Origin of the sequence: Acinetobacter sp. FDAARGOS_559 (assembly GCF_003940475.1) — a bacterium.
In the GTDB taxonomy this organism is placed as follows: Bacteria; Pseudomonadota; Gammaproteobacteria; order Pseudomonadales; family Moraxellaceae; genus Acinetobacter; species Acinetobacter baumannii.
Genome location: NZ_RKJG01000005.1, coordinates 3480834 through 3498981, shown reverse-complemented (window position 1 = coordinate 3498981; position 18148 = coordinate 3480834). Strand labels below are relative to the sequence as shown.

General features: G+C 38.0%; 18 protein-coding genes. 10 read left to right on the top strand and 8 right to left on the bottom strand.

All coding sequences use genetic code 11. The annotated features are described in order from the left end of the window. Window positions 1–137 precede the first annotated feature (137 nt). Window positions 138–1667: a lysine--tRNA ligase gene (gene lysS / locus EGS71_RS18315; protein ID WP_000193744.1), complete on the bottom strand. Its 1530-nt coding sequence runs from the start codon at window positions 1665–1667 to the stop codon at window positions 138–140. A gap of 256 nt (window positions 1668–1923) precedes the next feature. Between lysS and EGS71_RS18310 the strand changes: the two genes are divergently transcribed. Further along, a complete protein-coding gene (locus EGS71_RS18310; protein WP_000697205.1) occupies window positions 1924–2412 on the top strand; it encodes a YqiA/YcfP family alpha/beta fold hydrolase in 489 nt (162 codons plus the stop codon). 69 nt (window positions 2413–2481) lie between these two features. On the opposite strand, the gene EGS71_RS18305 is transcribed toward EGS71_RS18310, so the two are convergent. Continuing rightward, on the bottom strand, window positions 2482–2919 hold the full coding sequence (locus EGS71_RS18305) for an SRPBCC family protein (RefSeq protein WP_000449045.1): 438 nt from the start codon (window positions 2917–2919) through the stop codon (window positions 2482–2484). Between the two features lie 442 nt (window positions 2920–3361). On the opposite strand from EGS71_RS18305, the gene rubA reads away from it, so the two are divergent. The 4 genes from rubA to oxyR all read left to right on the top strand — a co-directional run bounded on the left by rubA (window position 3362) and on the right by oxyR (window position 6714). Continuing rightward, window positions 3362–3526, top strand: a complete 165-nt coding sequence (gene rubA, locus EGS71_RS18300; protein WP_000760495.1) for a rubredoxin RubA — start codon at window positions 3362–3364, stop codon at window positions 3524–3526. A gap of 92 nt (window positions 3527–3618) precedes the next feature. Beyond that, window positions 3619–4800: a rubredoxin reductase RubB gene (rubB, locus tag EGS71_RS18295; RefSeq protein ID WP_000553407.1), complete on the top strand. Its 1182-nt coding sequence runs from the start codon at window positions 3619–3621 to the stop codon at window positions 4798–4800. A 54-nt stretch (window positions 4801–4854) separates the two neighbouring features. Next, a complete protein-coding gene (gene estB, locus EGS71_RS18290) occupies window positions 4855–5799 on the top strand; it encodes an esterase EstB (RefSeq protein WP_001083353.1) in 945 nt (314 codons plus the stop codon). A gap of 6 nt (window positions 5800–5805) precedes the next feature. Continuing rightward, the gene (oxyR, locus tag EGS71_RS18285; protein WP_000729506.1) at window positions 5806–6714 is read left to right on the top strand and encodes a LysR family transcriptional regulator OxyR; all 909 of its coding nucleotides are present in this window, start codon (window positions 5806–5808) and stop codon (window positions 6712–6714) included. A 29-nt stretch (window positions 6715–6743) separates the two neighbouring features. Here the strand turns inward: oxyR and EGS71_RS18280 are convergent, their stop codons facing one another. Continuing rightward, a complete protein-coding gene (locus EGS71_RS18280) occupies window positions 6744–7334 on the bottom strand; it encodes an SPOR domain-containing protein (protein WP_001161240.1) in 591 nt (196 codons plus the stop codon). A gap of 57 nt (window positions 7335–7391) precedes the next feature. Here EGS71_RS18280 and EGS71_RS18275 point away from each other — a divergent pair, with 57 nt between their 5' ends. Beyond that, window positions 7392–7520, top strand: a complete 129-nt coding sequence (locus tag EGS71_RS18275; protein WP_085940550.1) for a hypothetical protein — start codon at window positions 7392–7394, stop codon at window positions 7518–7520. A gap of 53 nt (window positions 7521–7573) precedes the next feature. On the opposite strand, the gene ppk1 is transcribed toward EGS71_RS18275, so the two are convergent. Together ppk1 and mtgA are read right to left on the bottom strand one after the other, a co-directional pair. Next, complete coding sequence (gene ppk1, locus EGS71_RS18270; protein WP_001090303.1) at window positions 7574–9652, bottom strand: polyphosphate kinase 1; 2079 nt, start codon at window positions 9650–9652, stop codon at window positions 7574–7576. A 104-nt stretch (window positions 9653–9756) separates the two neighbouring features. Next, a complete protein-coding gene (mtgA, locus tag EGS71_RS18265; RefSeq protein ID WP_000642938.1) occupies window positions 9757–10434 on the bottom strand; it encodes a monofunctional biosynthetic peptidoglycan transglycosylase in 678 nt (225 codons plus the stop codon). Between the two features lie 76 nt (window positions 10435–10510). Here mtgA and EGS71_RS18260 point away from each other — a divergent pair, with 76 nt between their 5' ends. Further along, on the top strand, window positions 10511–11320 hold the full coding sequence (locus tag EGS71_RS18260) for a rhomboid family intramembrane serine protease (protein WP_000195955.1): 810 nt from the start codon (window positions 10511–10513) through the stop codon (window positions 11318–11320). A 1-nt stretch (window position 11321) separates the two neighbouring features. Here the strand turns inward: EGS71_RS18260 and EGS71_RS18255 are convergent, their stop codons facing one another. After that, window positions 11322–13781 (bottom strand): ABC transporter permease, encoded by a 2460-nt coding sequence (locus tag EGS71_RS18255; RefSeq protein ID WP_001245160.1) that lies wholly within the window; start codon window positions 13779–13781, stop codon window positions 11322–11324. 3 nt (window positions 13782–13784) lie between these two features. After that, entirely contained in the window at window positions 13785–14477 is a 693-nt protein-coding gene (locus EGS71_RS18250; protein ID WP_001136100.1) for an ABC transporter ATP-binding protein, read from the bottom strand. Between the two features lie 44 nt (window positions 14478–14521). Here EGS71_RS18250 and EGS71_RS18245 point away from each other — a divergent pair, with 44 nt between their 5' ends. Beyond that, window positions 14522–15145: an arylesterase gene (locus tag EGS71_RS18245; protein ID WP_002036590.1), complete on the top strand. Its 624-nt coding sequence runs from the start codon at window positions 14522–14524 to the stop codon at window positions 15143–15145. A 32-nt stretch (window positions 15146–15177) separates the two neighbouring features. On the opposite strand, the gene EGS71_RS18240 is transcribed toward EGS71_RS18245, so the two are convergent. Continuing rightward, on the bottom strand, window positions 15178–15792 hold the full coding sequence (locus tag EGS71_RS18240) for a carbonic anhydrase (RefSeq protein ID WP_001141695.1): 615 nt from the start codon (window positions 15790–15792) through the stop codon (window positions 15178–15180). Window positions 15793–16076: 284 nt separating this feature from the next. Between EGS71_RS18240 and EGS71_RS18235 the strand changes: the two genes are divergently transcribed. Together EGS71_RS18235 and EGS71_RS18230 are read left to right on the top strand one after the other, a co-directional pair. Next, entirely contained in the window at window positions 16077–17102 is a 1026-nt protein-coding gene (locus EGS71_RS18235; RefSeq protein WP_000197530.1) for an alpha/beta fold hydrolase, read from the top strand. A 26-nt stretch (window positions 17103–17128) separates the two neighbouring features. Next, window positions 17129–18136: a hypothetical protein gene (locus tag EGS71_RS18230; protein ID WP_002011190.1), complete on the top strand. Its 1008-nt coding sequence runs from the start codon at window positions 17129–17131 to the stop codon at window positions 18134–18136. Window positions 18137–18148: the final 12 nt, after the last annotated feature.

Below are 18148 nucleotides of genomic sequence, written 5' to 3'. Positions count from 1 at the left end.
CAAATTTGCAATTGTTAAACTGTGCAATTACATTTTTTAACGGTGTTTTAAGTTTTCTATAACTTAAGTATTTTTTATATATAAATAGTTAATAAAAAAGGCAGTATAAACTGCCTTTTTCTGCATTGAAGATTAAATTAACCTTCTTTACGACGCATATGCGGGAACAAAATCACATCACGAATACTTGGTGCATCTGCAAAAAGCATAACTAAACGGTCAATACCAATACCTTCACCCGCTGTTGGAGGTAAACCATATTCAAGTGCTTCAACAAACTCTGCATCGTAATGCATAGCTTCATCATCACCAGCATCTTTTTCAGCAACTTGCGCTTGGAAACGTTCAGCCTGATCAATCGGGTCATTTAACTCGCTAAAGCCGTTTGCCAATTCACGGCCACCAATAAAGAACTCAAAACGATCAGTAATGTGCGGATTATCATCATTACGGCGAGCAAGTGGAGAAGTCTCTGCTGGGTACTCAGTAATAAAAGTAGGCTGACGAAGTTTAGTCTCAACCGTTTCTTCAAATACGATTGTTTGAAGCTTACCTAAACCAAAACCAGGTTTAACTTCTTCTTTTAATTCCTCACGAACAAATTTTGCAAGGAATTCACGATCGCCTACATTTTCAGGCGTGAACTGCGGATTATTCTCCAAAATCGCATCAAACATAGAGATTTTCTTGAATGGCCCTTTAAAGCTAAACACTTCGCCTTGGTAAGGCACATCAGTCGTACCTAAAATATCAAGTGCTAACTTTTCAAGCATGTTTTCAGTCAAAGCCATCAAGTCTTTATAATCAGCATATGCCTGATAAAACTCGATCATGGTAAATTCAGGGTTATGACGTGTTGATACCCCTTCATTACGGAAGTTACGGTTAATTTCGAACACACGCTCAAAACCACCCACTACTAAACGTTTTAAATAAAGCTCCGGTGCGATACGCAAGAATAATGGCATATCTAAAGCATTATGATGCGTCTCAAACGGACGTGCAGACGCACCACCCGGAATCACATGCATCATTGGCGTTTCAACTTCCATGAAACGTTCATTGGTTAAAAATGCGCGAATACCTGCAACGACTTTGGCACGAATTTCAAAAGTCTTACGCGTTTCTTCATTCACAATTAAGTCAAGATAACGCTTACGATATTTAACTTCTGTGTCGTTCAAACCATGAAATTTATCCGGCAATGGACGAAGCGATTTTGTAAGAAGTTCAAAACCTTCAAGGTGTACATATAAGTCACCTTTGCCAGAACGACCGATATAACCTTCAGCAGCAATAATATCGCCAAGGTCTAAACCTTTAATAGTTTCGAGCGTATCTTTTGGTAAACCCTTACGGTCAACATATAATTGGATACGACCAGTCATGTCTTGAATCACCATGAAAGAACCACGGTTTAACATGACACGGCCAGCAACTTTTACATAAACATGTTCAGCGCTTTCGATTTGTTCTTTAGACTGATCTTTAAATTGTTCTTGTAAATCAGCAGCGTAATGTTCACGTTTGAATGTATTTGGCCAAGGACTCTTTCCAGTTTCCTTTGCAACATCTTGGATTTGCTTTAATTTGGCATGACGCTGTGCAATTAAATCGTTTTCGGAAATAGTTGGTTCAGAAGTCGATTGAGCGTTTTGTTGCGTCATCTCTGCCTCGGTTAAGTAAAAATGAAGTGGCATAGCTTAACAGATTGCTGAGGTTTTTCGAACGATTTCAATCAAACAAAAACGAAAAAAGTCCAAGCCGTCAATCTGAGTGGACATTGAATGATAAAAATTACTTAGACCAATCGCTAAGTTCATTTTTTTTAGGTTTGAGTAAAATATAAAAAAATCCAAATAACCTCGATTTGAAAAGGCCCTATTTGCCTTTTATTTTATCTATGAGATTGTGTAGTAAATAATGAAAATTCTATTTTTACATGGCTTGGATTCTTCTCGTGAATCAACAAAATTTCATGCCATTTTACATCCTGAAAAATTTTGTATTGATGTTGATTATCGCAACCTAAGTTATGCCTCAGTTAAAGACTTTTATCATCAAGCGATTGAAACAATTAAACCTGATTTGTTAGTCGGTCATAGCCTCGGCGGTTATTGGGCTTTGAAAACTGCAGCTCAACATAAATTAGCTGTTATTGTTGCCAACCCAAGCCTTACACCTAATTTTCGTAATGATTACCCTCACCTTTGTGACGAAGATCTTGACCAATCTAACCCTAAAATGGCCTATTTAGAGTTAGGAGACGAGCAACTTGATATGTATCAAGTACAGGAAAAGCTGTCACCATATATGACAATAGAAACTTATGACGGAGGCCATCATCGGCTTGCTTATCCTTCTCGTCTTAATGATCTCATTACTAAAATTCATAAAAAATATTTTGCTTGAATTTACATATGACACATAATTTTCAAAAAACTTATTATGGAAAAAGATAACAAATTGAATTACAGAAACTTATTTTTCAGCCATTTGTTTTACAGCTTCAAAGCCTTGAACGAAGCCACTTTTTAACATACCGATGTACTCAGGTAAGGTGGCTAATTCTACTTTTACCGTTGTAGTATCCCCATTTTGACTTAAAAAATATTTTTCTAGCGAACCACTCCAGCCTTTCACCTCTTCACTTTCCAAGTCTTCCTTCCCGTCTTTAATCATTCCTAAATGTTTAAAAATTAGTACTTCAGGCTTTTTCATTTCTTCAATGGTCGAAACCATTCCATTACCTTCTCCATCTAGAAAATATGTTTTACCACCAACTTTCCAATCTGTGCGCATTGAAGAATCTGGAGCAAAGAATTTTGTCCATGCATTATAGGTATCGCTATTCCAGAGTACGTCCCATACTTTTTCTATAGGTGCTTTAATTTCTACTTCATATATTAGAGTTTCCATATTCGACTTCCTTATTCTCCGTTAATTAATTGTTCCATAAACTTTTCTGTTTTATATAAACATTAATTTATTTGTCCATTTATTAACCAGATTACTTTTTTAAGAACTTTATTTATATAAATGCTTTGCTCTTTTTGTAACCCTTCATATCACTCATCGTCTCCTTGCATGAATAAACTCTTAAAAACATATGATTTATTATGTGTTTATGTTGAAGTTTTGCCTAAATAACCATTTATTTGTCTCGATATGCCATTCATCTTTGCTTATGAATGATTAAACTCCCTTTATGCTTTACTTTAAATGTAGAACTGCGTAAAAATTTGATATCCGATCAAAGCGACATTAGTTATTATTGAGCGGATCGTAGTTATATTATTAATAGATGGAATAGTTTTACTGAAAGGCAGCTTTGAGCAAACTTATCAGTGCGGAGAGTCTCATGAAAAAATATCAATGTATCGTTTGTGGATGGATTTACGATGAAGCAGAAGGTTGGCCACAAGACGGCATTGCAGCTGGAACAAAATGGGAAGATATCCCTGATGACTGGACTTGCCCTGATTGTGGCGTTTCAAAAGCTGACTTCGAAATGATCGAAATCTAATGTCTTAAATTAAAAGGCCATGATTTACATGGTCTTTTTTATATATCACCAATCACCGTTTTAAATTAACAATTCTAATTCTGGAGAAAAAAATGCATCCAATCGTCATTATCGGATCAGGCATGGCGGGTTATACCTTAGCACGTGAATTCCGTAAGCTTAATCCAGAGCAAGAACTTGTGATGATTTGTGCGGATGATGCGGTGAACTATGCAAAACCAACCTTATCCAACGCTTTTGCAGGAAAAAAAGCCCCAGAACAGATTCCATTAGGTGATGCTGCAAAAATGAGTGCCCAACTCAATATGCGTATTGAACCTTTTACTTGGGTGAAAGAAATTTTAGCTGAGCGTCATGAACTTGTTCTAGAAAAAGACGGCGTTATTTCTCAGCAACCCTATTCAAAATTAATTTTAGCTGTCGGTGCTAACCCGATTCGCCTTGCTATTGCTGGTGATGGTAGTGATGACATCCATGTGGTGAACTCACTCATTGACTATCGTTCTTTCCGAGAAAATCTAGCTCAGCGCAAAGATAAACGTGTTGTGATTTTGGGTGCAGGTTTAATTGGTTGTGAATTTGCCAATGACTTACTTCATAGCGAATATGATGTAACAGTGATTGATTTAGCGCCTCAACCATTAGGCCGTTTATTACCTTCACACATTGCTTCAGCATTCCAGCAGAATCTTGAAGAAGCGGGTGTTAAATTTGCCTTAGGCACAACCGTTGAAAAAGTCAGTAAAATCAATAACGGTGAAGATTACGCGGTTACATTGGCAAATGGTCAGACTTTGGTTGCTGATATTGTGCTTTCAGCGATTGGCTTACAACCGAATATTTCTCTTGCTCAAAGTGCAAATATTCAAACCAGCCGTGGTGTGATTACCAATAGTTTACTTGAAACCAATCAAGCAGATATTTATGCGATTGGTGACTGTGCAGAAGTTAACGGTACCCTGCTTCCATATGTAATGCCAATTATGCAACAAGCCCGCGCTCTAGCAAAAACATTAAGTGGTCAACAAACAAATGTACATTACCCTGCTATGCCGGTTGCGGTAAAAACTCCGGCTGCACCGCTTACAGTTTTACCGGCACCGGTTGATGTGGATGTAAATTGGGAAACTGAAGAATTCGACGATGGTATGCTTGCTAAAGCAATTGACAATGAAGGAACATTGCGTGGTTTCGTATTGTTAGGTGCAACAGCAGGCAAGCAACGTTTAACTTTAACTAAGCTTGTTCCAGATCTTATTCCTGCCCAAGCATAAGGTTTAAATTGGGAATGCTCATGATCTTGAGTATTCCCTCAAGGAATGAATAACATGAATAGCGCCTTACAATTTAGTATTTCACCGTACACTCCATTTATGCAGGAAACCAAAGTCAATTTAGGCAATGGTATCGAGCTACATGTAGAAGTAGGTGGAAAATCAGAACATCCGACTATTTTGCTGATTATGGGTTTAGGTGCCCAAATGCTATTTTGGCCGGACTTTTTCTGCAAATCACTCATTGATCAAGGTTTTCGTGTTATTCGTTTTGATAACCGTGATATTGGCCTTTCTTCAAAAGTCCGCCATCAAGGTAAACGTTTAAATACCATGAAATTGATGGGACGTTTTGCTTTAGGGCTAAGAAATCAGGGTGCACCTTATACGCTCTATGATATGGCAGATGACGTTTCTATGCTTCTCGACCGTTTAGGAGTAAGCAGAGCACATGTGATTGGTGCCTCAATGGGTGGCATGATTGCCCAGATTCTCGCTGCAAAATATCCGGAAAAAGTAGAAAAATTAGGTTTGATGTTTACCAGTAATAATCAACCGTTTTTACCGCCACCGTTCCCTAAGCAACTTTTAAGCTTGATTGGCAAGCCAGAATCACATGATGAAGAAGGAATTGTGAATCACAGTTTAAAATTATTCCAATTGATTGGTTCTCCTGGTTATATTAACCATATTGAAGCCGTTCAAACTGCAAGAAAACTTTATCAACGTAGCTACTATCCTGCTGGTGTACTTCAACAGTTTTTAGCAATATTATGTACAGGTTCCTTACTGCAACTGGACCGTGAAATTAAGCAACCCACTTTAGTCTTGCATGGCTCTCGTGACCGCTTACTTCCACCGAGTCACGGTAAGGCCGTAGCAAAAGCAATTTCCGGTGCTAAGTTTGAATTAATTGATGGAATGGGGCATGATATCCCTGCCCATTTTATTCCACAGCTTAGCGGTTTATTTGCGCATCATTTTAAATCATCATACTAGGACACTATGGCTGCATTACCCTCACTAAGACAGCTATCATATTTAGTTACGTTGTCGGAAACTTTGCATTTTACTGAAGCAGCACGTCGCTCTTTTGTTACCCAATCGACTTTATCGGGCGGCATTATGGAGCTGGAAAGGCTACTAGGTGGCGTTCTGGTTGAGCGTGACCGTCAGAATGTGCGTTTAACGCCATTAGGTGAGCAAGTTGTTGCTCGAGCCCGTGTATTGCTAGCAGATGCTCAGGATTTAATGCGTTTAAGCCGTGAAATGAGTGAACCATTAACAGGTGATCTTCATTTGGGTGTTATTCCAACAATTGCACCTTTTATCCTGACACGGTTACTTGATGAAGTGCATCAACAATTACCGAAGATTCAATTGCATTTACATGAAGCTCAAAGTGAGAAAATTGTAGAGCGCCTAGAACATGGTAATTTGGACATGATTGTCCTTGCCCTACCTTTTGACACAAGAAGTTTAAAAGTAGCTGAAATTTCAAAAGAAAATTTATATCTTGTTTGTAGTAAACAAGATACAAATGCACTTCAAGCAAATTCTCTTGATGATCTCGATTTATCACGTCTTATTTTGCTTGAAGAAGGCCACTGTTTACGTGATCACGTATTAAGTGCCTGTCCAATTGGTGAACGTAAAAACGATAACCGCTTAAAAGCAAGTTCTCTACCAACATTGGTTGAGATGGTTTCTTCCGATTTAGGCTTTACTCTTTTACCAGAAATCGCAATTGAAAATAGTATGATCAAATTTAATGATCAGATTACTGCAAAACCAATTGAAGACGCACCTAGCCGTACTTTAGCACTTGTTACCCGTAAAAGTACGCCGTTGCAAAGTGAGTTTGATGTTCTTCTACAAATCATGCAGAAAATTACCACAAACTTACATGAATAAAAAAAGGAGTCTTCAGACTCCTTTTTATTTTACTGTGCTGTTAGAGAAGCCCATTTAAATACCCAAGCCGATCTCAAATCCAAGCTATCATCTGCAATTATTTTTTCTCGAATAATTTGTGCAATTGCGTAGTCATTGGCAGGGTCGACCATGACCCGTATTCCTTTGGTAGTTGGGCTGGTAACAACTTTATACCCTTTAGCCTGTAATTGGGACTGAATCATATTTGCTTTATTTTGATTAGATACCAAAGCAACTTGCACCATCCATTTTTTTTCACCGTTTTCTAAAATTTCTTTCGCGACCGCTGCATCAAGTTGCTTTTTCTTCTCAATATTTTTCTTTTCTTCAATTTTTTTTAACTGATTATCGTCAATTTTCTTTTGTGCTAACAATTCCTCTTGAGTAAGTTTTCTTTTCTGAATCACGATTGTCTTATTTTGTATTTCATTCTTCTTATTTTTCTCTCTAGAAGGATGTATAAAATAAGGATATATCATTTGATCATCAAATTTCTGAAATACAATAATATCTCCATAGCACTTCTGATCCGCATAAGCAGTCACTGGCATTAACCCCAAAAATATTCTAATAAATAAACTTTTAATAAAGCCTTGCATATTATTCACTTACCAAAGTTAAGTATATTTAATGCGGCGTATTAAAGTAGATTTCTTGTGATTTGTATATTTTTAAAATTCAATGTTTTATGTAAAGAATCACATATTTTTCAAACATATTGCCTTAATTCAAATTATTGCCGTTTATCCTACAACCATTTAGAAAAATTAATTAAATTATTATGAAATTCAGTTAATTAAAAAGCCGACATGATATCGGCTTTTTTAAAAATAATTTTTTATTTAAAAGTTTCTAATAATTCTCTTTGAGCATTATGTAATTTTTCGCCTGCGGCAGGCTGGGCACGTACCCATGTACCATCGCCCTGTAATAACCAAGCTTGCTGATTATCTTGTAAATAATTAAGGAGTCCTTGCTGATAAATACGTTTTTTCAAAGCAGGATCTTCAATTGGGAAGCATGCTTCAACACGATTAAATAAGTTACGATCCATCCAGTCCGCACTTGAACAGTAAATACGAGCATCGCCATTATTACTAAAGTAATAAACTCGAGTATGTTCAAGGAAACGACCTACAACTGAACGTACCCGAATGTTTTCCGATAAATTTGGTAATCCCGGACGTAAACAGCAAATCGAACGAATAATGAGATCTACCTGCACCCCTGCTTGAGAAGCTTCATACAATTTATTAATAAGCTGAACTTCAGTTAAAGCATTTACCTTGACAATAATTTGGGCTTTACGACCAGCCTTTGCATTGGCAATTTCTTCATCAATAAAGTTGATGAGCTGAGCATGCAGAGTAAAAGGTGCATGGAGTAACTTTTTCAGTTTTGCCATTTTACCCATACCCGTAAGCTCTTGGAAAATACGGTGTACGTCTTCACACAAGTCTTTATCGGTGGTCATTAGGCCGTAATCGGTATAAATGCGAGCATTCATAGCATGGTAGTTACCCGTTCCTAAATGAACATAACGCACCAGTTTGTTGTTTTCACGGCGTACTACCATAATCATTTTGGCATGGGTTTTATAACCCACAATACCGTAAACAACGACTGCTCCTGCTTCTTGTAAAACGTTAGCCACTTCGATATTCGACTCTTCATCGAAACGGGCACGTAATTCAATTACCGCCGTCACTTCTTTACCATTACGCGCGGCTTCTGCTAAAACTTGAACAATTTCCGAGTCTGCACCACTACGATAAAGTGTCTGTTTAATTGCGAGTACTTGCGGATCACGTGCTGCTTCACGGAGTAACTGAATAACAGGTGCAAAAGACTCAAATGGGTGATGAAGTAAGATATCCTGCTTTTGCATAGCCGAGAAAATACTCTCGGTCTTTTTAAATACTTTTGGTACGACTGGCGTGTGTGAATCGTAACGCAAATGAGGGCGTTTAAAGTTCGAAACCAGACGAGCCAAGTTTACAGGACCATCAACTTTATATAATTGTTCTTCGTTTAAGTCGAACTCTTCAAGTAGATATTCATAAATATGCTGTGGACAATTTTGGGTTACTTCTAAGCGTACTGCACGACCAAATCGGCGTGAACTTAACTCACCTTTTAACGCTTTTGCCAAATCTTCAACGTCTTCGTTAAGTGCCAAATCGGCATTACGAGTTACACGGAATTGATAGCAGCCAGTTGCAGTCATGCCCGGGAACAAGTCTGAAACATGTTCATGAATAATTGCAGACAACATGACGTGATGTTCTTTACCACCCGTTAACTCATCTGGTAATCGTACAACACGTGGCAATGAACGTGGGGCTGGTACAACAGCCAAATCAATTTGTCGCCCGAACGCATCTTTACCTTCTAAAGTCACAATAAAGTTCAGACTTTTATTGACTAAACGCGGGAATGGATGGGCTGGATCTAAACTGATTGGAGTTAAAACAGGCGCAACCTGTTCCTGAAAATATTTTTTTACCCAAGCTGATTGAGCTGGTGTTAATTCACCACGACGTAAAAAGCAAATATCTTCTTCACGTAACTTAGGTAAAATTTCTTCGTTTAAAATACGATATTGGCGCTCAATTGCAGCATGAGCAGTTTCAGAGATTTTTTGTAAGACTTGTCTTGGTGTTAAACCGTCCGGGCTTCGACTTTCATTGCCTAGAGCGAATTGCTCCATAACACCTGCCACACGAATTTCAAAAAACTCATCTAAATTACGCGAAAAAATGAGTAAGAAATTCATTCGTTCCAGTAATGGATGTAAAGGGTCGACGGCCTGTTCCAATACGCGCAAATGAAAGTCAAGAATAGACAATTCACGATTAATATAACGGTCATTATAACTATATTCTGTTGGGGTCGTTGCTGTAATCGCTGTATTCATGTCTAACCTAATCTCTTTCCAACCAAAATCTCTGCAAAATAGTATGCTGCAAAATTATGTCAATTTGATAAAAACTAAAAAAATAACACATCTTTAAAACAGTGTTATTCAGGAATTTGGGTGCTATTCATATAACGTAAAATAACGCGTTTTCGATATTGTAGTTTACGATCATTGCGATGATCTTGATAATATTTCGGATCAGGCAATAACGCGGCTAAAAAAGCAGCTTGTTCACGCGTTAAGCTTTTGGCACTTTTGCCGTAATAATATTGGGCCGCTGCTTCAACGCCATATAAATTTTTGCCAAATTCAACAGAGTTCATATACACCTCAAGAATTCGACGTTTCGACCACATACGCTCCATCATCCATGTCGCTACAGTTTCTTGACCTTTACGAATAAATGAACGCTTATTATATAAGAACAAGTTCTTTGCAAGTTGTTGAGATACGGTAGAACCACCAGCAACGACCTCTCCTTGCTCATTGTTACGCTCTAGCGCAAAACGAATACCATCCCAGTCAAAACCATGATGATGAATAAATTTTGCGTCCTCCCCTGCTAAAATTGCATGTTTGAAATTGTCACTAATATCATCATAGTCAAGCCATTCATGAACAATCGGCTCAGATGGATCTGACCAATAATCAATTCGCATAAACATGGTGGTATCAACTTCATGCGTACGCCACCAAACCAAACTTGAGAAGATCCAAAGCTGAATAAGGAGAATTGCCCCAATAAAAATTAACAACACGCGAACAATAAAGGCTTTCATGTTCGTCCTGATCTCCTGTATTCAACTTTTTTCATGTTAAGCTGTAAAGCATGTTCATATATAACAAAAGCATAGCATGACTCAATATCAGCCTCCGCACATTAATCGTAAACTCAATGTACAAGCTTGGTGGCTGACCGCCCTACTGATCTCGATTAATGTAGGTTTGTTCATCTGGCAAATTGTATCTGGGGTGGACATAAGTGACCCAGCTATAAAAGATGCACTTCGCTGGGGAGCAGATTTTACACCACTTACTTTCTCTGGACAGCCAGAACGTTTATTTACCAGCATGTTTTTTCACTTTGGTATTATTCACCTTATGCTCAACATGTGGGCTTTATATATTTTTGGTAATGTCGCTGAAGCTTTATTTGGACGTTTATACTTTATTGGTCTGTATTTACTTGCAGGCTTGTTTGGTAGCCTTTTGAGTAGTTATATTAATATTCAAAATGGGCATGAATTATTACAACATTTTGATCAGAGCTTACTTCCCCATGTCAGTGCTGGTGCTTCGGGCGCTGTGATGGGATTAGGTGCAGCATTAACTGTTCTTTCTTTATTTCCGCCGCTGCCTCATCAAGCTTATATACTTGATAAAAAAGCATTATTAATGATTATGGCGATTAACCTTATTTTCGGTTTTGTCGCAACAGGTATTAATAATGCTGCACATGTCGGCGGTATGATTATGGGTGCCTTACTCGCATTCATTTGGTATTTAAGCTACCGCACTCAATTTAAAAGCCTCCTAAAATTCTTAGGGTTAGTGGGAGGACTTTTCATGACTGTCGGCTTCTATGTTTACTGTAATCAGCTTAACTCACCATTACTTCCACTTTGGCATGAGGTTTTAATTCAGAACCCAGAAATACTCCCCTAACTTAAATCTGGTTCAGCTCACGTAAACTTTGTAGTGGCGGTAAATTACACAGATAACCGAGTCGATATCGGCCAATCAGAGCGCAAAGCAACATCATGGCAAATGGTAAAATCAACCATATTTCAATATGCCACTGTAAAGCCATATTCATTTTATAACTTGCAATAGCGCTAATTACCTCGGCAAAACAGCAGGCAACAATGCCTGCTAACAAACCTAAAAAACCAATTTCCAGACTGAGCATCTGCTTCATTTTATTTTTAGAGAGACCAAATGAACGCAACAAAGCCACTTCCCGACGGCGTTCATCCATTAATAGATTTAAACAAGCAATTAAAACAAGTATTCCAGAAAAGCCAACTAAAGCTGCAAGCACAGTCACGATTTTGACTAGAACGTTCATTAAGCGTTTTACTTCATCTAAAATTCGATCAACATCAATAAAAACCGTATTTGAGAATTGCTGAATCATATGGATCATTTTAGGTTGATCTTGCTTAGGCACATAAAAACTACCCAAGTAACTACCAGCATTTTCATCTAAAGTTTTAGGCGAAAAAATAAAGAAAAAATTAGGACTAAAGCTTTCCCACTCAACGCTCCGAAAATTTATAACTTTAGCTTGCAAGGTACCTTCTGGCAGACTAAAAGTAAGCCTGTCACCAATCTGGATTCCTAAACTTTCTGCTGTTTTACTCTCAACTGAAACTTGGCCTACTGCATTAAATTCCGCTTGACCTTTTGTAATGACATTGTCATTTGGTAAAGCACTCGACTGAGTTAAATTTAATTCGCGGCGTAAAGCGTTATTTTGCTTTATAGCTTCTTCTGAAAAAGGTACATCATTCTTTGCGAGTAACCGCCCACGAATGTTTGGATATAACGGTGTACTTTGCCAACCATTTTGCTTTAACTGTTGCTCAAAAGCTTTTAAATCAAATGGTGGTAGGCCATAAACAAACTGGTTTGGTGTTCCCTCTGGTAATTGCTGTTGCCAACGCTCTAATAAATCTGTTCTTAATACACTTAACACGGTAATGAGGCTTAAACCCAAAGCCAGTGCTGTAATTTGTAAGGCACTTTGCGATGCTGAACGAATATAAAAAGACAAACGGGTTTTCATCTTTTTTAAAGCACGAAGCAATAGCCAGACAACGGTGTAAAGTAAAATGCAAAGCAGAATAATCGCTGTTAGCACCCAAATACTGAGCATTAAATTTTCACTTAAAACTAAGCTAAAAATAACAAGACTGGTAATACCAGCAAAGAACATAAAGAATAACGATTTTCGAGATTTGGCTTGCTCGCGAATAACACGGATGGGAGGAGTATTTAACAACTCCCAAATGCTTGGCAAAATGAATCCAAGTAGCACAATTACACTGGTAAAAATGGCAATTGGTAAGGGACCAAGTAAAAAACCAACCACAGAGAAACTTAACTCTAGTTGTGGAATCAGTTGTAGCATGAGCTCAAGCAAGCCATAGCCCATCATTATTCCTAAGAGACTACCGATCACAATCGAAATTGCACTGACTACACAAAGTAGCCCAATATAGGCCCATAAAATTTGAAACTTACTCGCACCTAAACAACGTATTAAAGCAATGTGATCTTGGTTTTGCTGAACATATCTTTGACTCGTTAAAGCAATGGCGATACCACACAATAAAATCGTTAAAATATTGGCCAATTGCAAAAAGGTATCTAGGTTTTCTAACGGACGTAATAATCTGCTATTTGATTCACTGGCATCGCGTAAACGTAACCCTATGGTTTCTTCCTGTTCATTTGCAGGTTGATGTTGTTGCTTAAATTGCCTTGAAAATGACTGAACATGTTCAGGCTGACCAGACATTAACAGTCGATAATCGATTCTACTGCCAGTTTGAATTGCATGGGTTTTAACAATATCTGCTTGATGAATAATGACAGTAGGCGAAAAACCAGAAAAACCAAGTTCTTGATTTGAATCTCGCACAATCACGCCACTAAAGCGAAATGCCGCATCTGCAATAGATACCATATCGCCTAGTTTAACTTTAAGTAAATCGGCTGCCCTTTGACTCAACCATACTTCACCTGGTTGGATACCACGCGCTATAGGTTCAATCTCAAGCTTTCCTCTTAATGGGAATGCAGGTTCTATTGCTTTTACATTGACCATGACAAACTGATCTTGAGTATGTGCCATTGAACTAAACATGGTCACATTAGTCTGCTTTAAGCCAAGCTGATCTGCCCTTTTTTGCCATTTTGCGTCTATAGGTTCATTATTCGACAGAACCAAATCTGCTGCTAACATTTGCGCTGCTTGTAGACTTACCGCATTTTTAACTTGGTCATTACTAAACTTAAGAGCGGTGGTTGCACTGATCGCAAGTGAGAGCGCAATAATAAGTAAATATAAGCCCCCGGTACGAAAGCTTTGTAACAAAAGTGGTTTGAGAAGATTACGCATAGTTTAACCACCCTGTACCGTCTTTAGTCGGCCATCATCTAACTCCACATGTCGTTGGCAAAGTGCTGCCAAATTACGATCATGTGTGACCAAAATAAGGGTGGTACCAAGCTCTCGATTTAAATCAAAAAGAAGGGTTTCAATTTCTTGTGCGGTTTGGCCATCAAGGTTTCCGGTGGGTTCATCGGCAAAAATAATTTGTGGCTCGGCAATGAGAGCCCGAGCAATTGCCACACGTTGTTGCTCGCCGCCAGATAAGACCTTAGGTGTTTGTTCAGCTTGACGGCTTAATCCTACCCGATGCAGCCAATCTAAGGCTTTTTGTTCAGCTGTTTTATAATCAAAGTCTTTACGTAACCGAAGCGGTAACATCACATTTTCAAGGGCATTTAACTGTGGCAAAAGCTGGAAAGACTGAAATACAAAACCAATATGGTGCATTCTGATTTGGGCACGTTGCTCTTCTGTTAACTCATGAACCGCCTGACCACATAACCACACCTCACCTTCAGAGGGTTGGTCTAAAGTCGCTAAAATACCCAGTAAAGTTGATTTTCCTGAACCAGAACGTCCTGTAATTGCTACCTGCTCCCCTTCATAAATCTCTAAATCAATATTTTTTAAAATCGTAAATTGATTTTGGTTAATCTGAATAGTTTGTGTAACTTGATGGGCAGCAATGATAGGTTGTGGCATGATGTGAACAGTCCTATATATTGAGTATTCGGGTCGAAACACAAATGTATAAATCTTATTTGTTTGGTTCTAAAAGTCTCTTGCTCATCTCATTGAGCATGTTGCCCATGTTCGTCTCGGCAAAAACTATTTTAATTTTAGGAGATAGTATCAGTGCCGGTTATGGAATAGACCCTAAACAAGGTTGGGTACAATTACTACAAAAACGTTTAGACCAACAGTATCCCAAACAACATAAAGTGGTCAATGCAAGTGTGAGTGGGGAAACCACTAGTGGCGCTTTGGCACGATTACCAAAACTTTTACAAACTTATAAACCCGAGGTAGTTGTTATTGAATTAGGCGGGAATGATGGCTTACGTGGACAACCACCACAAATGATTCAAAAAAATCTGTCTCAGCTCATTCAATTAAGCCAGAAGCAAAAAGCTAAGGTTATTCTTTTTGGTATGAAGATTCCGCCCAATTATGGCACGGCTTATAGCAAAGCATTCGAAAATAACTACAAAACTGTAAGTCAAAAATATCAGGTGAAATTGCTACCCTTTTTTCTTGATGGCGTCGCTGGGCAAAAGCAACTAATGCAAAATGACTTGATTCATCCAAATGCCCAAGCACAATCAAAATTACTGAATTTAGCTTACCCATACATAAAAGGTGCCCTATAGGCACCTTTTAGTTTTAAATATTTTTATTATGATCAGAAATCAAAGAAAGTAACTTCACCAGTTTCTAGCGAATATTCAGCACCAACGACAATCAGTTCACCTTTTGCAATTAGATTTTCTAATACAGCCGAACCATGACGTAATTGGTTTACCGAAGCAAATACGTTTGAACGCACCGCATGACATGAGAGTTTTTTCAAGTCATTTTTTAAATCAGTCTGCATTAAAATCTCAACTGATGGACGAACACGGTTCACAATCGACATTAAGTTAGAAGATGGCGGGTGCTCAGGGTTCATCAAGGTATCAATTGTCGCTTGAATCGCGCCGCAATGACTGTGTCCTAATACAACTACAACCGGACAGTCATAACGTTCTGCCGCGAACTCAACACTACCAACTTGTGAAGGTGCAACAACATTACCAGCAACACGGATTACGAATAAGTCACCAAGACCTTGATCGAATACCATTTCTGCTGGTACACGAGAATCTGAACAGCCTAATACAATTGCAAATGGATTTTGATCCTTTGCCATTTCAGCGCGTTCATGATGTGATAAGGTTTTTGCAAGGGAAGTATTTCCATTTACAAATCGTTGATTACCTGCTTTCAAACGATCTAAAACTTCTTGCGCAGTAGGCATTTTATATTTCCATTGTTTTTTCAAGGTTAGAAATCATTTTAATGTGTCAAAATTTGAATGTCACTGACAAAAAATAAATCCTTTTTCAGGAAAATTTTTTAAAACTTTAATTAGTTTTATAAGGAAGATCACCGCACAATTACCTACTGTTTAGTGAAAAAATAGACATACTTTAGTTTATAGATTGACTATAATTTTCTTGATTCCAAACGTTTGGCAAATGACTCATTGGCAAAGTTTTTCAATAATTTTTCAAACTCGCTTAAGCATCAAGGATGAAATCTATGACAAGGCTGTCCGCCCCAATTAAAGCCTCTATGAAAAAAACTGCTACTGCACTGACTTTGGCTTGTAGCTTATTGTCAGTCATGAGCATTTCTCAAGCGCAGGCAGCCGATAATATTGATGTCAGCTTTCAAACAATATTACAGCAAGAACGTAACTGGGCAGGACTGCAAAGCAAAAGCCTAAAGGTGGGTGATATCACTTGGTCATATAGTGAAGGTGGCTCTAGCACAAAGCCAACTTTACTACTCATTCATGGCCTAGCGGGCAGTCGAGATAACTGGAACCGAGTTGCCCATTATCTAACGACAAATTATCACGTTATTATTCCTGACTTACCGGGCAGTGGCGAAACTATCGTCTCGCACGACTTTGATTATTCGGTTCCCAACTTAGCTGAAAAATTACGTCGCTTTGTTGAAGCCGCCAATTTAAAAGGCCCAATTCATATTGCTGGGCACTCACTCGGCGGATCTATTGCCCTACTCTATGCTGGACAATATCCATTTGAAACTAAAAGTCTATTTTTAGTCGATAGCGGTGGTATTTTCCGTTCTGCCAACACAATTTATCTAAAAGATCCAACCTATCTAAAACAACTTTTAGTCTCTAAAAAAGGTGATTTTAATTATTTATTAAAACAAACCATGTTTAATCCTCCGTTTATTCCTAAAGAGTTCCTGCAAGCTCAAGAAAAACTGATGATTAATCAAGCACCTCAAACACAGAAACTGGTTGATCAATTGATTGCACTCAATAAAGTCTATACCCCAGATTCATTTGCCGTACTTACTAAAACGATTGACGCCCCTACACTCATTTTATGGGGTAAACAGGATAAAATTATTAATGTAGAAGTAGCAAACGAGCTAAAACGGCTTTTAAAAAATGCCCAGCCTCCAGTTATCTTAGAAAACGTAGGTCATATGCCAATTTTGGAAGCTGAACAGTTAGTTATCCAACAATACGTACCGTTTTTACTGAAAGTAGAAACAAACCAGTCGTCAAAAACGACAACACCTTAAATAAAACTTCCGACTTGTGAGACCTTATGTCTACCCAACCCATGATTGAAAAACTTATTGAAGCTCATCTAGATTTTTTAGATGAGCAATTTGCTCAGACTCAGGTGATCCAACAAGAGTTTGAGCAGTTTTATCATTGGTTGGGGAGTCGACAATTACAGCACCTTTGGACGTTTGAACAGGTTCAACAGCTCATTCAAAAGCAGATTTTAGACACACCCGCTTCGGATTTTCTTATTGAACAGATTGCTGAGCATATCCGCTTTGCACTGATTCATCCTGCAAATGACACAACAACTGTTGAAGATGTTATTCCTGTTTTAACCATTGATCGAATTGCACAATACGTAGCAAGTAAAGAAGAGCACCGTAAAAAACTCATTAAAACAATTGTGAATAACCCTGCCTTTTCAGCACTGTTGACTCAATTGATTCAGCAAACAATGCATGATTATTTAGATGAATCTATGTCAAAACGCGTACCCGGTGTAGGTCGTTTTATGAAGATGGGCAAATCTGTATTAGAAACAGTAACCGACTCTAATCTTGACAATACCATTAACCATTACTTGCAAAAGAATATTTTAAAACTCAGCCAGATGAGTGAGCGTGTTTTAAACCAACATTTTGACAATGATAAGCTCTACCATTTTCAGGCAAATGTTTGGCATAAAGTTAAAACCTCACCACTTTCTGTTTTAAAAAACTATATAGAAGTTCAAGATTTAACAAAAACCGTTGGCCTAGGACATGAAATCTGGGACCACATTCGTCAAACTGATTATCTAAAACAGCAAGTAGATGATGGTATCTATACTTGGTATGTACGTAATCAGGAACGTAATTTTGATTTGTTGCTCCGTGATCTTAATATAGACGAAAATTTAGTGAAGCATGAACTCACCGAATTGCTTGCACCCGTACTACAACAATTAGTCACAACAGGACATTTAAGACGTCGTGCCCGTGTATACTTAGAGAAGTTTTATTATTCAGAAAAAGCATTAGAGATTTTAAATAACAAAGACGCTTAAAGCGCCTTTGTT

Coding starts and splice junctions, on each gene's coding strand:
- mtgA (WP_000642938.1), bottom strand. CDS start 10,434: ATGAAAGCCTTTATTGTTCGCGTGTTGTTAATTTTTATTGGGGCAATT.
- lysS (WP_000193744.1), bottom strand. CDS start 1,667: ATGACGCAACAAAACGCTCAATCGACTTCTGAACCAACTATTTCCGAA.
- EGS71_RS18255 (WP_001245160.1), bottom strand. CDS start 13,781: ATGCGTAATCTTCTCAAACCACTTTTGTTACAAAGCTTTCGTACCGGG.
- EGS71_RS18245 (WP_002036590.1), top strand. CDS start 14,522: ATGTATAAATCTTATTTGTTTGGTTCTAAAAGTCTCTTGCTCATCTCA.
- EGS71_RS18235 (WP_000197530.1), top strand. CDS start 16,077: ATGACAAGGCTGTCCGCCCCAATTAAAGCCTCTATGAAAAAAACTGCT.
- rubB (WP_000553407.1), top strand. CDS start 3,619: ATGCATCCAATCGTCATTATCGGATCAGGCATGGCGGGTTATACCTTA.
- EGS71_RS18240 (WP_001141695.1), bottom strand. CDS start 15,792: ATGCCTACTGCGCAAGAAGTTTTAGATCGTTTGAAAGCAGGTAATCAA.
- ppk1 (WP_001090303.1), bottom strand. CDS start 9,652: ATGAATACAGCGATTACAGCAACGACCCCAACAGAATATAGTTATAAT.
- oxyR (WP_000729506.1), top strand. CDS start 5,806: ATGGCTGCATTACCCTCACTAAGACAGCTATCATATTTAGTTACGTTG.
- EGS71_RS18310 (WP_000697205.1), top strand. CDS start 1,924: ATGAAAATTCTATTTTTACATGGCTTGGATTCTTCTCGTGAATCAACA.
- EGS71_RS18250 (WP_001136100.1), bottom strand. CDS start 14,477: ATGCCACAACCTATCATTGCTGCCCATCAAGTTACACAAACTATTCAG.
- EGS71_RS18305 (WP_000449045.1), bottom strand. CDS start 2,919: ATGGAAACTCTAATATATGAAGTAGAAATTAAAGCACCTATAGAAAAA.
- estB (WP_001083353.1), top strand. CDS start 4,855: ATGAATAGCGCCTTACAATTTAGTATTTCACCGTACACTCCATTTATG.
- EGS71_RS18230 (WP_002011190.1), top strand. CDS start 17,129: ATGTCTACCCAACCCATGATTGAAAAACTTATTGAAGCTCATCTAGAT.
- EGS71_RS18260 (WP_000195955.1), top strand. CDS start 10,511: ATGACTCAATATCAGCCTCCGCACATTAATCGTAAACTCAATGTACAA.
- rubA (WP_000760495.1), top strand. CDS start 3,362: ATGAAAAAATATCAATGTATCGTTTGTGGATGGATTTACGATGAAGCA.
- EGS71_RS18280 (WP_001161240.1), bottom strand. CDS start 7,334: ATGCAAGGCTTTATTAAAAGTTTATTTATTAGAATATTTTTGGGGTTA.